Source organism: Candidatus Krumholzibacteriia bacterium (assembly GCA_035268685.1).
Classification (GTDB): Bacteria; Krumholzibacteriota; Krumholzibacteriia; order JAJRXK01; family JAJRXK01; genus JAJRXK01.
This window is the reverse complement of record DATFKK010000118.1, coordinates 1-14,405: the sequence shown is the minus strand read 5'-3', so window position 1 is coordinate 14,405 and position 14,405 is coordinate 1. Positions and strand designations below refer to the sequence as shown.

Sequence of the window (14,405 nt, the reverse complement as noted above, 5' to 3'; positions counted from 1 at the left end):
GATCACCTCGCTCGACACCGATGCCCGGGGCAACGTCTACGCGGCCTCGCCGCGCGGAGGCGAGGTCCGCAAGTTCACCTCCGACCTCGTGCCCCTGGCGAGCCTCCGCGAAGGACTCCAGGAACCGCGCGGCGTGCACGTGCCGAGAGTGACCGTGCACGACCACAGCCGTGGGACCGTCACGCGCGAGGGGCGTGGCAGCGCGGTGCTCGTGGACCGCTGGGGTGAGCACAGCGGCCTGCGCAGGGTGGACCTCGGCGTCGAGATCCGCGGCCTCGCCGTGGTCGAGGGCGCCCTGCACTTCACGCTCACCGATCACGCCGACGTCGTGGTCCGTGTGCACGACACCAGCGGTCGTCGCTTGCTCCGTGAAACCCGCCTGGGGCCGCGAGCGTCCGGATCCGTCAACACTGACCTCGCCTCGCTCGCGGCCGGACTCCCCGCGGGCCAGCTGACCCTCGAAATCGAAGCCGTGTCGCACCACGACGCGGCGCGGACCTCCCGGTCCACGGTGGAGTTCACGAGCGATGGAGACCGGAGCGCGCGCCCGCGAACCGCGCTCGTGCTCGGCGCCTCGCCCAATCCCTTCAATCCGCGGACGACGATCGAGTTCGTCGTGCCCGACGGCCGGTCGCTGGAGGCCTCGCTCGAGATCGTCGACACCCGCGGACGCGTCGTGCGTCGCCTACCCCCGCGCCGCTACGCACCCGGCCGTCATGGCTTCGACTGGAACGGCACCGACGACACCGGTGAGACCGTCGGGAGCGGGATCTACTTGTACCGCGTCGAGCTCGGCGACACCTCGTTCTCGGGCAAGCTCGCCCTCGTGAAGTAGGGGGGCCGCCTTGATCCGCCATCTCGTACTGATCGGTGCCCTGGCATCCGGCCTCCTGGCCGGATGCCTCGGCGACCCTCCGATCCAGGAACGCTGGACGCATCTCGAGATGATCGGAGTCGCGGCTCCGGACAGTGCGGATCTCCGATCCGGCGATACGGCGACCATTCGTCTGGACGGTCGCGTCACGTTCCGTCGCCTGGTGACCGGATTCCTGGTGGGCGAGGTCCGCGTCGCGTCCGACCTGACCGTCGACTCGCTCGCTCTCGACGACGAGGACCTGGTGCTGGCGTCGGAGAGCGTCGACCGACTCCTGCGCCGATCGACTTCCGTGGCTCGCTCCGTGAAGGCCCTGGCCGGTTTCCCGCAGCTGCGCCGTACGGTCCCCATGGAATTCCAGGTGCGCGTGCCTGCGACCCCTGCCCCGACCGAAGGCGCCCCCGCGAATCCCGCGCCATCGGTCTTCCTGGTCCTGTACATGGGTGACGGCGAAGAGGTCGAACTGGCCGACGGCCGTGATTCGCTCGTGGTACGGCCCTTCGACACCCACGAACACGAGGTGCTCGCACAGGGGCGCCCGCTCGTCTTCCATCCGGAGCCCACACCGTGAAGGCCGCGCCCCTGGTTCTCGTCGCGTGGGCCACCCTGGTCTCCGCTGCCCACGCCGACTGGTCCGTCGGGATCGAACCCCGCACCGGCTTCCGTGTGCTCGACGCACACCTGTCCGACTTCCGCTGGGACGTCGGCGCGCGACCCTTCGCCGGCGCCGACCTCACCCTGCGCAACGAACGCTGGTCGTTGTCCGTCGGCGCGAGCCGGAGTGCGACCGAACAAGCAACGGGGCTCGGGGACGTCACCGCGACAACGGTCACGCTGTTCGAGGCCGGCATCACGCTCCGTGCGACCGTGCTCCGGCACGGCCCGGTGCGCCTCGAACTCGGTGCGGGGGGCGGTCGACTGCGCTCGAGCTGGGCGCCCGAGGTCCTGCGCACCGACGTCGACGGCGTTCCGATCGACGTTCGCTTCGATCCGGTCGGGACCTGGACCCGCTCGCTCGACGCGCGGGTCTCCGTCCGTCTGCGACCGGCCCTGATGCTCGGCCTGAGCGCCGTTGCCCGGCGCTTCGAACTCGACACCGCCCACCGCAGTGGCTCGACGATCGTCGAATCCGAGGAGAGCTTCCGATCGGTCGACATCGGGCTCTTCGTGCGTGTCGTCGGTTGGTCCTCCTCGAACCCGGAGACCTCGCCATGAACGCCGTAGTCCGGGCGACATCCGCGCTCGCCGTCTTCTGCCTGCTCGCGTCACCGACGACCGCGCACGCCGACGAAGTCGAACCTCTCGACCCCGATGACCCCTTCGTGTCGGACGAGCTCATGGTCGAGATCACGGCCGACGACGCCGTGCTGCGTACCGGACCGGGCGAGGAATTCGCCGTGGTCGGTTTCCACGAGCAGGGCGAGCGCTTCGCCGTGCTGGCCAAGAAGGGCGACTGGTTCAACGTACGAATCGACGCGGTCCGCACCGGATGGGTGCACACCGCCTTGTGCCACCAGTTCCACGATCTCAGTGGATTGGAATTCCGACCGAACCCTCGACTGTTCTCACGCGTGGGCAGCTTCGCGCTCACCGGCTTCGGTGGTGCGTACTCCTTCGACCGCAAGTCCAACGCACTGCTCCTGGGTGGCCGCTTGTCCTACTTCCTCTTCGAGTACGTCGACGTGGAAGGCACCGTGGGCTGGTCGCACATCGTGCGCCCCGCCGAGATCGTCGAGAGCCTCTTCGATCTCGAGCTCGCCGAAGAGGACTTCCATCTGCTGTTCTACGCGCTGAACGTGAACCTGAAACTGCTGCCGGGGCGACAGCTCGTTCCCTACCTCACCTTCGGCGCGGGCTCCACGATCATGCGTGGCGAGACCGAGAGCGGACTGAACTTCGGCGGCGGAACCACCATGTACGTGCATCGCCGTGTCGCGATCCGCTGGGAAGTCCGCGCGCATCGCTTCACCTCGGGACTCGGCGCGGCCCGCGACGACAACGACAACCTCGAGTTCAGCATGGGAACGTCGGTCCTCTTCTGAGCCGCGATCCCCGGAGACACCATGCGAATGCGAACCCCACTCATCCTCCTGATCCTGCTCGGCACGTCCGCAACGGGCGCGCGTGCCGACGAGGCACCCGTCGCCGCTGCCGATGTCGCCGAGCTGGCCACGGACGCCGCCCGTGCGTGGTCCGACGACGCGCGCCTGGTCTACGTGGAGAACGACGCCCGCGTCGGGGTCGATGGACGTGCTGCGCGATGGGGTTTCCTGTTCTGGTCGAAGACGCGCGACGAGGCCCGAGGCTACTCGTTGCGTGACGGCGACGTGGTCGAGGCACGGTCGCTCGGCTTCGACTTCGACGTCCCGCCTCTCACGGCGGGATGGATCGACAGCGACGAAGCCCTCCGCCACGCCGACGAAGCCGGTGGCGCGGAATACCGCGAACTGCATGCCGCCCGGCTCCGCAACATGGTCCTCACGCGCGGGCTGCTCCATCTCGACGAGCCGGACCGCACGACCTGGACCTGCGTGTACGACGCCGACGGACAGCCCTCCCTGTGGATCGTCGTCGACGCCGCGAGCGGAGACGTTCTCCGACGGTGGAAGGGGTGATCCCGATGAGCGCGATCCCCGTCCTCCTGCTGTTGCTCGCGGCCTCGTCGACGAACGGACCCGGCGAGACTGCCACGGTGCAGGTGGAACGCCAGGAGCTCGACTCGACGGAGTCGCTTCGGTTCCTGCGCGAGAACCGCGAGTTCCTCCGCGGGCAGCTCGATCGACTGCGCACACGCTCCGAGTGGCGCACGAGCGAGGCCCGTGAACTCTCCGCCCACCAGCAATGGCTGCGCGGACTGGACCGGGACCTGGACGCGGCTCGCGATTCGCTGGGCGGCGAAGGTGACGGGACCCGAGGCCGGGACCTGCTGCATCGGATCGAGGCGCTGGCCACTATCGAGACTCGTCTCGATCACCTCGATTCGTTGCTCACCGCCCAGGCCGGGCGTTTGCACGCGATCGAGCGGGACTACCTCGACCGCCAGGAAACGGCACTGGCCCTTCTCGCTACCGGTCTGCCCGACGACGAAGCCGTGGCGATCCTCGTGCACCACGTCGACGGCGATCCTGTCCGCGTCGCACTCGACGACGTCAGCCGGGAGGCCCTGCGTCGAGGCGCCATCGCCACGCTCCTGCACGACTTCGTCGAGCCACGCCTGCACGAACTCGGGCTGTCGGTGGAACGATCCGACGGGAGCACCCACGAACTCGGATCGGTGCGCGTGCGAGCGGTCCGCGACCGCCTGACGTTCGTGCAGGTGGACCTGGAGTCGGCGGATCCACCCTCGACACTGAAGAGCGAGGCCTGGGCCCGATGATCCTGCGCGCGGGCATGTTGGTCGCGGTGCTCCTGTCGAGCGCCGCCCAGGCCAGCCTCACCACGGGCTTCGACCGCGCACGCTGGTCGCTCGCGCGAGGGGACACGCTGACCGCCATCGCGCACCTCGACACCACGACGGGACCGACCACCCGTGCCGTTCTGCTGCGTCTACGCCTGGATCCGGGGACACCGCCTGCCTCGTCCCTCCCGGAACGTGCTGCGACCTGGGCCGACGTCCTGCGCTGGAGCGAAGACGACGAGCTCGTCGGCACCGGCCGCGCGGCCGAGTCGACACTGGTCCTCGCGGCCCATGCTCTCGATTCCGACGATCCCGCCACGGCACGGGCCCTGCTGGCCACGATCGACGTCCCGGACCGCCTGCGCACACTTCTCCTGCACCTGCGCATCCGGGCCCTCGCATCGATCTCCGATCCGGCGGTGTGGTCGGTCCGCGAGCGGCTCGCGCGCAGCGACGCCGAAACCGACTTCGACCGCCGCGTGGTCGACGAAGCTGCCTTCGCACTCGGGCTCCGCGCTCTCGAGCGCGGCGAGGACCCGGGCACCTGGTTCGACCGCGTGGATCCCCACGGCCCACTCGCCGCGTGGGTGGATCTCGTCGGTGCCCTGCACGGCGACGACGGAACTCTGGCCTCCTGGCTCGAGCGACATCCCGATCATCCCACCCGCTTCGATGCGCAGCTGCACCACGCCGCGGGCCGACTCGCAGCAGGGCGGGACAGCACGGCACGCGCCCTCTACCTGGAGCTCGAAGGGCTCCTCGACGCGGAGGCCGCGAGCCTGACCGTGATCGCCGACGATTCGACGCATTTCGCGTCCTGGGCGGCCACACGGTGGGCCGAGGCGACGGCGACCCACATTCCCGCCGACACCGCGACGTGGAGTCGAGCGCTCGATCGGCTCGACGAAGCCCTTCTCGAGCCTGGTCGGGACCTGCCTCCCGCGGAGGACTGGCTGCGCGTCGACGAGGCCGCGCCGTGGTCCAGCGGAGTCCCACGACTGCCGGTGGCGGCGCTGCGCCGAGACCGTTCGCTCGCGGACTCGGTGGCCGTCGCCGCGCGCGCTCTACGACATGCTCGGCACCGTCTCGAGGGCGTGACCGCGGACCTCGCCCGCCGGGACGCCCACCTCGGCCGTGGCGCCCGACGTCTCGACGAACTCCGCGAACAGCTCCGGGACGCCAACGCGACACTGCGTGCTCTCGACGCCGAGATCCCGCGAAACCTCGCCGATCTGCAGGTACTCGAGGATTCCCTGCTCGCACGCCTCGACACCCGCGCGCAGGCACTCGCCCAGCGTGCGGCCGCGCAGGCGCGACGCGCGAGGACGCTCGGCCGATGGTACGGCCGCGGGCCCATGGCCCGACGCGACCCACCCCCGGATCCCCGTGTCCCCGTGCCCGCCCACCACCTCGACGCCGAGGCCGCCTGGGCCGACTCCGCCCGTGTCACCGTCACGCGCTTCGCCGACGACACACGGCAGTCGGTGCAGCGCTCGTTCGCGGAGGTCTTCGCGGGTCGGTTCGGCGACGGGGTCACGTCACAGTGGGCACGTGCCGACTCCCTCCGCGATCGAGCGGAGCGGGCATCCCGGACCCTGGACACGGCACGCGTCGCCCTCGGCGCCGATTCCGGGCTCGCCGACGCGCGTGCTGCGGTCGACGCCGCCCGCGCCCGCCACGCCGCTCGGGTCGACCGGCTCGAGGAGGCGCGACTCACCGCGGCTCGACGACTGCTCGCCCGACTCCGCGACCGGCAGCAGCGCCACCGCGAAGCGGTCGCCTACGGCGCGGCCGTAGCCACCACGAACCTCGCCCGTGCCGGCGATGCACATCTCCGCGACGAGGCGCGCGAACGGTGGGCCGCGTTCGTCGAGGCCGGCTGCGACCCGTTGGTCCGGGGCGACGCCCGCTACCGGTGGGCCGACCTCGAACTGGCGACTGCCCGCGCCGACTTCCGGGCGAGCATGCAGGATTGGCTCGAGCACGAAGACGCCGGTAGCCGCGCACTCGCACCCCTGCTCGACATCGAGCCCGCGCTCGCCCTGTTCCGCACGATCCTCGACGAAGACCAGCTGTTCGCGCGCCGTGACCTCGTCCTGCTGCACCTGGGAATGCTGCAGGCGGATCGCGGAGATCCCGAGGCGCGTCGGCATCTCACGCGCCTGGTCGACGACTTCCCGGACTCGCCGCTGGTCGACGTCGCGCAGCTACGACTCGGAGAGATCGCCTTCGAGAACGGCGACCACGACACCGCGTTGCCCCCGCTGCGCGTCGCCTCGCGTTCGTCGGATCCCGAGATCCAGGCCGTCGCCCTGTACCAACGGGCCTGGAGCGCGCACGTGACCGGCCGTGGCATCGAGTCCATCGACACCCTCCGCCGTCTGCTCGATCTGCACGCTGGTCCCGGAGCGCCGACGGCCTTCGACCTCGGGCCCGAGGCACGCGCGCTCTACCTGCGCACGTTGGCCCGCGCCGGTGGTGCTCCCGCCTTCCTGGCCGCCGTCGAGCGCAACGGCCCGCGCGACGACGACGTCGCGCTGCTGGACGATCTCTCGGCCCTGTTGTCCGATTACGCGTTGCTCGAGCAGGCCGCTGCGGTCGATCGACTCCTCCTGAGGCGTCATCCGCTCGCACCCGAAGCCTTCGGTGCGGCGCGACGATGGATCGCGAACACGGCGGCGACCGACGAAGACGAGGTCCTCGCCGTGGCCGGCCGGTTCGTACCCGGCGACGCATGGCACGAAGCACAGGTCGACGCCTCCCTCCGCGCCGAAGCCGCAACCTTCGCTCGTGACGTCATCGTCGGCGTGGCCAGCCGTCGACACGAAGCCGCCCGTGACGCCGCCGACGTCGCCGCGAAGTGGCAGGCCGCTCTCGAACTCCACCGACGATCGATCCACACCTGGCCGGACGATCGACGGAGCGTGAAGTGGCGAACCCTGGCCGGAGAGTGCGAACTCGCGCTCGGACGCCATGCCGCGGCCATCCACGACTTCGTCACGGCGGCCCGCGACACGAGCAGGACCGGCGACGATGCTGCGTGGCGCGCCGTGACCACCGCCGATGCTTGGTACCGGTCGAACCTCGAGGACGACCGCACCACCGGCCCGGACTCCCTCGCGCATCACTTCCTGGAGCTGGCCGACACCTTTCGGTCGCGCATCTCCGATCCAGAACGTGCCGTCGATCTCGACTGGCGCACCCTTCGACTCGAGGCCGCCCACGGTCGGGACGATCGCGTCGTCGTCCGTGCTCGCGACTTCGTCGAACGTCACCCCGACGATCCCCGCGTGGTCGAGGCGGCCCGCACCCGCGCCCAGGCGTTGTATCGAATGGAAGCCTACGATCGCGCGTCCTCGGCCTTCCGGTCGGCGGCCTCGACGGCGCGAGCCGCCGGACGCGATTCGCTCGCCCACGAACTCGGCGATTGGGCGCCCCATGCCTACGAACTCCACGTGGAGTCGGTCGAGGCCGACACCACGCGCGGACCGGCCACCGCCGCGAACCTGTGGCGGCAGCTGGCCATGCAGTGGCCCGAGACCGAACACGCCGAGCGAGCGCTGTACCGCAGCGGTGTGGCCCATGCGGCGGTCGGTCGGGACTCCCTGGCGATCGACGCATGGACGACGTTGATCGAGGCCCATTCCGACGCGGACCTCGTACCGGACGCCTACCGGAACGTCGCCCGCACCTACGAGGACAGCGGTGATCTGGGTGCGGCGGCACGTACCCTGGTCGCCTACGCGAACGCCTTCGCCGGCTCCGAGGACGCCGGCAACGCCTGGCTGCGGGCCGTCGACCTCCACGAGCGCCGCGGTGATCGTTCCAGCCGCGAACGTCTGCTCGACATCTACCTCGAACGTCATCCGAACGACCGGCAGACACTGCAAGCCGTCCGTGAACGCCGGGCTCGCGCAGAACTGGACGACGGAACCGCCGCGGACGCCGTCGATGCCTATCTCGAGTTCGCGGCCGCCCACCCCGGCCGGGCGTCCGACGAGCTGCTGGCGGCGATCGGGTTCCACCGGGCCGACTCGGGATGGAACGGGTTCGTGGCCGTCGAACTCACGCAACCGCTGCCCGCGTCGATCGCGCGGAAGCGCGACCGGCTGCAGGACCTGATCGCGGCCTACCGTGGCGTGATCGAGCGTGAGGTCGCGCCGTGGACGCAGGCCGCCACGCAGCGGCTGGGCGAGGCCCTCCTGCACATGGGCGACGCGATCCAGCAGAGCGAGCGCCCGGCCGGACTGCAGGGCGACGATCGACTCGCCTACGAGGACGTGCTCGAGGAGCAGGCATGGACCTTCCACGAGCGCGGCGAGTCGACGCTGCGGGAACTGCTCCTGCACCACGAGCCGGGCGCCGACCCTGCAGCGACCCCCTGGATCGCCCGCGCCCGGAGCACACTGTTCCCCCGGATCGCGCGGCGCTTCCTCCACCAACCCAGCTTCGAGTACCCGATCATCGACGAGACCACGAACGACGACGACCGCACCGGGTCCGCCACGACCGGGCACACCCGGAACGATTCTCGCTTCGAGGCACCGGACTTGCTCACCGAAGACCGGTAGTACGCCCGCACCACGGAATTCGTGATCGACCCCCGGAAGCCCGAGGACCTCCGACGACCATGAGACCGTTGCCGACCCTGATCCATCGACGATTCCGATCGCGGACGCGCTGGCTGGGCGCTTGCGGGATCGCGGTCGTGCTCGCGGGATGCGCCGGAGGCGGAGGTCCGGCTCCCACCACGGATCCCGAGGTGGCCCGCCGCGTCGCGATCGAGCGGGCGTTCGGCGAGGTGGCCGCCCGTCCAGGGGACGCCGACGCACGCTGGCGGCTGGCGCGTCTGCACGCCGAGGCGGGCACGCCCGAAACCGCGTTCGCCCACTGCGACACGGCCCTCGCACACGAGCCCGATCACGACGCGGCACTCTCGCTGTGGTCCAAACTCCTGTTCGACGCCGGGGAGCACGAGACCGCCATCGAGGGTCTCGAAGCAGCGCGGGCACGTCGCGGTTCGCTGCCCGAGGCCCTGCGCACCGGACTGGCGCTGCACTACGACGCGCTGGGTCGCTGGGAGGACAGCGCTCGTGAGTTCGAGAGCGTGCGGTCGGTCAACTCGGCCAAGGTGTATCACGTGCTGCGCAGCGACGAATTCCTCGATGCCTCGGAGCTGGCCGAACGTGCTCTGGCCGAGGACCCGGATTCCGCAGCCAGCCACAACAACTACGGCATCACCCTTCTCTACGCGGGCGAGGCGGAACGCGCGAAGGCCGCGTTCCTGCGCGCTCTCGCCCTCGACCCCGACCTGGCCGGCGCCATGTACAACCTCGCGATCGTCGAGACCTACTACTTCTTCGACGAAGCGGCCGGGCGTGACTGGTTCGGGGCGTACCGCGCCACCGGCGCCGTCGACGACCCCGACGGGCTGGCCGCGACCTTCGCCTGGGACGACGTCTCCCCCGCCGGAAGGCAGGTACGACGATGAAGGCGACCGTGATCGTACTGCTGACCGTCGTGGCCTCGAACGCCGTCGCCGACACATCCCGACGCGACCCCGGCGCAGAAGACCACGCAGCACGCCTCCCCGTGACGGCATCCGTCGACACGGTTTCCCACGACGCGGGCACCGTCGTGCTCGACGAGATCACGATCGAGGGAGAGATCGACGTCCCGCGTGTGCTGTTCATCTCCGCCCGCGATCATCTCCGCACAGTGGAACCGCTGACCGCGCTGTACCTGATCGATCCGATCGACCTGGGGCGCCGCGCCCCCGAGCTGGGACGGCTCACACCGCCGTCCGTGACACTGCGACCCGAAGACGAGCAAGTACAACAGGAGCGATGACACCATGGATGCTCTCGGACCCCTGGCCTCCTTCTTCGAAGGCGGCGGACCCTTCATGTTCGTGATCCTCGGCTGCGCCGTGCTGATCGTGGCGATCGTCCTGGAACGCACGTGGGTGATCGGCCGCGCCGGTGCTATGAATCGAACGCGGTTCGTGCGTGACGTCACGCGGATGGTGGCCAAGGGTGACGTCGCGGCCGCGACGGAACTCTGCCGGAAGGTGCAGAATCCCAGCGGTCGGGTGGCCTATGCGATCCTCTCGAGCGGAACACAGGACGAGGACAAGCTCAACAATGCTGCCGACGGCGCCGCCGTCGTCGTCCTCCCGGCCCTGGGCAAACGGCTGCCCCTCTTGAGTATGTTGGCCAACGTGGCCACTCTGCTCGGACTGCTGGGCACCATCTTCGGTCTGACGACGGCCTTCTCCGCAGTCGGGGCCGCCGACCCTGCGCAGCGCTCGGCCTTCCTGGCGAGCGGGATCTCACAGGCTCTCAACACGACCGCCTTCGGCCTGATGGTCGCCGTGCCCGCCATGGTGATCCACGGACTGCTCGTGGGGAAGGTCGAAGGCATCGTCGAACAGGTCGACGAGGTCAGTGTGAAGCTCGTGCGGGCGCTCACCGGGCGTCCGAGCACGATCTGACCCGCAGCCGGAGAAGACAGCATGCATCGCCGCCGTGGCTACCGGCAGCTGGTCGAGGGTGACCTCGACATCATGCCGCTCATGAACCTGTTCGTCGTGTTGATCCCGATGTTGTTGCTGTCGGCGGTCTTCGTCGAGATCAACGCCATCGATATGCACCTTCCGCCGTCCGGGGCGGAACGGTCCCGTGAGCGAGAGTCCCTGGACCTCGCCATCCGCCTCGAGCCGCAGCACTACGTCGTCGAGGGACGACACCTGAAGGCCCGTTCCGTGGAGCGCCGGGCGCCGCAGGCCGAGACCGAACTGCGCGCGCTGCTGAGGTCGATCCGCGATGCGAACCCCGACGAGAGATCCGTACGGATCGAGTCACGCGGTTCCACACGGTACCAGGATCTCGTGCGCGTCATGGACGTGGCACGCAGCACCGGCCTCGACGCGATCGCGCTCGCGCGTCATCCGGCCGTCGGTTCGCTGCGCGAAGCTCGCTGACTCCCGAGAGAGGATCCGATCATGCGCCTGCGCGCGCGACGACATCGCCGCAACCTGCGCCCGCCCGAAGGGCTGAGGATCACGTCGATGATGGACATCCTGACGGTCCTGCTGCTGTTCCTCCTCAAGAGCTTCGTGGCCGAGGGCGAAGCGGTCACGCCTGCTCCCGGCGTGGAACTACCGCGTAGTGAGAGCGAGGACCGCCCGCCGGCGAGTCTGGTGATCGCGATCACCGACGACGCGATCAACCTGGGGGAGGAAACGGTCGCCGTGCTCGACGGCAGCGTGGACGGGGGCCTCGGCGGGGACCTCTACATCGAGGCCCTGGGCTCCGGTCTGGAGCGGGCACGCGAGCGCCAGCAACGTATCGCCGAACGACGCGGCCACCTCGACGAGTGGGCAGGACGGATCACCATCCAGGGTGATCGTGACATGAGCTTCTCGGTTCTCCAGCGCGTCATGTACACCTGCGATCGAAGCGGCTTCGACGATCTGGCACTGGCCGTCCTTCAGGGTTGAGGGAGGACACCATGACCTTCGCCGTCCACCCCGTCCCGTCCGCCTACCGCCAGCCGCTGCTGGGCCGGCCCGACCCCCGGTTCCGGCGCGCACTCACCATTGCCGTCGCCCTCGGCGCGCTCTTCCTGGGGCTCGTCCGGTTGGCGCCCGCTCCGCAGACACGCGAGGCCGAGGTCGAGGAGCTTCCCGAGCGCCTGGCACGACTGATCCTCGAGGAACCCCGACGCCCCACCCCGGCCCCGGCCGGCCCGTCGACGCCCGAGCCGAAGGCCGAAACGGCTCCGCCCGAAGCCGTGGCCCCCACCACCGAGGCGGTCGAGGATCCGACTCCGGAAGCTCCGGCAAAGCCGGAACGCCGCGTCCGTCCCTCGCGCGAGGCACCGACACCGGAAGCGCCGCCCGAGCGCGGCACCGCGGGGCGTGCGCGCGCCCGCACGGAGGTCGAACAGCAACTCGCTGCCGTGACCGAGGAGGTCGACGACGCTCTCGCGAGCCTGTCGTCGTCCCTGCCCACGGCGTCTTCGAGCGGGACCGCCTCCGAGCCGGTGTCGCGCCGGCGTGGAGGGCGGGTGCGAGCGGGCCGCGGGGCCGGCGCGGCCACCGTGAGATCCACCGCCACCGCCACCGACCTCCGTCGGGGCGGGTTGAACGCCGAGCAGGTCGACCTGAGTGGATTCGGTGATCTCGACCTGGCGGGCGTCACCGGCCGCAGGGAGTCGGCGGCGACCCCGACCGCCCAGCCGACCGGCGACCGCAGCGCGCGCTCGCTCATGGACACCGTGCGCCGCTACGCACCCGGAATCCGGTTCTGCTACGACACCGCGCTCGAGTCCGATCCCGACCTCCGCGGCAAGATGGTCTTCCGGATCACCGTCGCCGCCGACGGCGGCGTGACCTCGGCCGAAGTCGTCGACGACTCGCTGCGCAGTGCCGACGTCCGGTCCTGCGCTCTGTCCCAGATCCGGTCGTGGCGCTTCGCGACGGCGAGCAAGGCCTCGACCTTCGATGCGCCCTTCGTGTTCCGACCGGACGAGTGACGGCCGCGCCCACGACCCGTCAGCGAGTCAGCGGCCACACCTCGAGGATCAGGAACAGGCCCACGGCGACCGCGAGGATCGACAGAGGAGCGCCCAAACGCGCGTAGTCGGAGAACTTGTACCCGCCGGGTCCGAGGACCAGCACGTTGCACTGGTGGCCGATGGGGGTCAGGAAACAGCAGCTCGCCCCCACGGCCACGGCCATGAGGAAGGTGTCGGGCGACACCTCGAGATCCACCGCCAGGGCATAGGCGATCGGCGCCATCATCACGGCAGTGGCCGCGTTGTTCACCACGTTCGAGATCAGCATGGTCACGACCATCATGGCGCCCACGATGGCCCAGGGGGGCCAGTCGAGCGTGAACGACACCAGGCCTCGTGCCACCAGTTGCGCCGCGCCGGTGTACTCGAGGGCCGAACCCAGACAGATGGTCGATCCCAACAACACGATCACCGGCCAGTCGACCGCCGTGTAGGCCTGTTTCACCGAGACCACGCCCGTCAGCACGAGCAGGAGGGCGGCGGTGAGAAAGGTCAGCCCCAGCGGCAGGACCCGGGCGGCCACGAGCGCGATCGCCGTGCCGAAGATCGCCATGGTCAGGACGAGCTTGGGCAACGACGGCAACGGGTGCTCGTGGTCGACGAGGGTGACCACCTTGAACTCCTGCATCATGTCCTGGAAGGACTCACGCCGTACCTGCACCAGCAACACGTCACCGGCCTGGAATCGGACGTCGGCCAGTCGCCGCACGATACGGGCACCCCGGCGCGAGATCGCGAGCAGGTTCACGCCGAAGCGCCAGCGCATGCGCAGACCACGCGCCGTCCGCCCGACCAGCGGCGATCCCCGCGCGATCACCACCTCCTGCAACTCGACGTCCTCACCCCCCATCTCCTCCACCACGACCTCGCGGCGCTCGTGCTCGAGGTCGAAGCCGGTGCGCGCCAGCATCTCGCGCAGCGGAAGTCCCGCGGCCTCGACCAGCAGGATGTCCTCGGCCAGGATCAGTTCGTGCGGCAGCGGCGCGGGCACCCGCCGGTCCCCGCGCACCAGACCCACGACGTTCACGTCGAGACCGAGCTCCTGCATGTCACGCAACGGGCGCCCGGCGAAGGGGCTCTCACGGGGAACGAAGACCTCGGAGAAGTAGTGCTCCATCTGCATGAGGCGCTCGATCGACACCGAGCCGCGCCGCGCCGGCAGGATTCGCCAGCCGACGGTCGCCAGGAACAGGATCCCGACGAAGGCGACGCCCAGACCCACCGGCGTGTAGTCGAACAGGCCGAAGGGCTCGCCCATGTGTTCCTGGCGGAAGGTGCTGACGAGGATGTTCGGCGGGGTGCCGATGAGGGTGACCAGGCCACCGAGCAACGACGCGAAGGCCAAAGGCATGAGCAGCGACGACGCCAGGCGCCGCATCTCACGGGCCATGTGCACCGTCACGGGCAGGAAGACCGCCAGCGCTCCGGTATTGTTCATGAACGTCGAGAAGAATCCGACGGTGCCGGTCAACGCCAGGACCTGGCCCGTGAACCCCTTCGCCTTGAGCATGAGCGCCGCGAAGGGTTCGGTCGTTCCGGCCGCCCGCAACCCAC

14 protein-coding genes are annotated in these 14,405 nt (G+C 69.9%); 13 read left to right on the top strand and 1 reads right to left on the bottom strand.

Annotation, left to right across the window (positions count from 1 at the left end):
* The 13 genes from VKA86_11515 to VKA86_11455 all read left to right on the top strand — a co-directional run.
* Positions 1-835 (top strand): FlgD immunoglobulin-like domain containing protein (locus tag VKA86_11515; protein ID HKK71838.1); only part of this gene is annotated, 835 nt, incomplete at its 5' end.
* A 10-nt stretch (positions 836-845) separates the two neighbouring features.
* The gene (locus tag VKA86_11510; protein ID HKK71837.1) at positions 846-1,445 is read left to right on the top strand and encodes a hypothetical protein; all 600 of its coding nucleotides are present in this window, start codon (positions 846-848) and stop codon (positions 1,443-1,445) included.
* The gene (locus VKA86_11505) at positions 1,442-2,089 is read left to right on the top strand and encodes a hypothetical protein (protein HKK71836.1); all 648 of its coding nucleotides are present in this window, start codon (positions 1,442-1,444) and stop codon (positions 2,087-2,089) included. Before VKA86_11510 ends, VKA86_11505 begins: the two co-directional genes overlap by 4 nt.
* On the top strand, positions 2,086-2,916 hold the full coding sequence (locus tag VKA86_11500; GenBank protein ID HKK71835.1) for an SH3 domain-containing protein: 831 nt from the start codon (positions 2,086-2,088) through the stop codon (positions 2,914-2,916). The genes VKA86_11505 and VKA86_11500 overlap by 4 nt, the downstream gene beginning before the upstream one ends.
* Before the next feature lie 27 nt (positions 2,917-2,943).
* Positions 2,944-3,489: a hypothetical protein gene (locus tag VKA86_11495; GenBank protein HKK71834.1), complete on the top strand. Its 546-nt coding sequence runs from the start codon at positions 2,944-2,946 to the stop codon at positions 3,487-3,489.
* A 5-nt stretch (positions 3,490-3,494) separates the two neighbouring features.
* Complete coding sequence (locus tag VKA86_11490) at positions 3,495-4,250, top strand: hypothetical protein (GenBank protein HKK71833.1); 756 nt, start codon at positions 3,495-3,497, stop codon at positions 4,248-4,250.
* Complete coding sequence (locus VKA86_11485) at positions 4,247-8,842, top strand: tetratricopeptide repeat protein (protein ID HKK71832.1); 4,596 nt, start codon at positions 4,247-4,249, stop codon at positions 8,840-8,842. Before VKA86_11490 ends, VKA86_11485 begins: the two co-directional genes overlap by 4 nt.
* Positions 8,843-9,033: 191 nt before the next feature.
* Positions 9,034-9,762, top strand: a complete 729-nt coding sequence (locus VKA86_11480; protein HKK71831.1) for a tetratricopeptide repeat protein — start codon at positions 9,034-9,036, stop codon at positions 9,760-9,762.
* Complete coding sequence (locus VKA86_11475; GenBank protein HKK71830.1) at positions 9,759-10,121, top strand: hypothetical protein; 363 nt, start codon at positions 9,759-9,761, stop codon at positions 10,119-10,121. Before VKA86_11480 ends, VKA86_11475 begins: the two co-directional genes overlap by 4 nt.
* A gap of 4 nt (positions 10,122-10,125) precedes the next feature.
* Positions 10,126-10,764 carry a MotA/TolQ/ExbB proton channel family protein gene (locus VKA86_11470; GenBank protein ID HKK71829.1) on the top strand — a complete coding sequence of 213 codons (639 nt, stop codon included), beginning with the start codon at positions 10,126-10,128 and terminating at the stop codon, positions 10,762-10,764.
* 21 nt (positions 10,765-10,785) lie between these two features.
* Positions 10,786-11,253 carry a biopolymer transporter ExbD gene (locus tag VKA86_11465; GenBank protein HKK71828.1) on the top strand — a complete coding sequence of 156 codons (468 nt, stop codon included), beginning with the start codon at positions 10,786-10,788 and terminating at the stop codon, positions 11,251-11,253.
* Positions 11,254-11,274: 21 nt separating this feature from the next.
* Complete coding sequence (locus VKA86_11460; GenBank protein ID HKK71827.1) at positions 11,275-11,772, top strand: biopolymer transporter ExbD; 498 nt, start codon at positions 11,275-11,277, stop codon at positions 11,770-11,772.
* An 11-nt stretch (positions 11,773-11,783) separates the two neighbouring features.
* Positions 11,784-12,809, top strand: a complete 1,026-nt coding sequence (locus tag VKA86_11455) for an AgmX/PglI C-terminal domain-containing protein (protein ID HKK71826.1) — start codon at positions 11,784-11,786, stop codon at positions 12,807-12,809.
* A 19-nt stretch (positions 12,810-12,828) separates the two neighbouring features.
* Here VKA86_11455 and VKA86_11450 read toward each other — a convergent pair.
* The coding region (locus VKA86_11450; GenBank protein HKK71825.1) for an SLC13 family permease at positions 12,829-14,405 on the bottom strand (1,577 nt) is incomplete at its 5' end.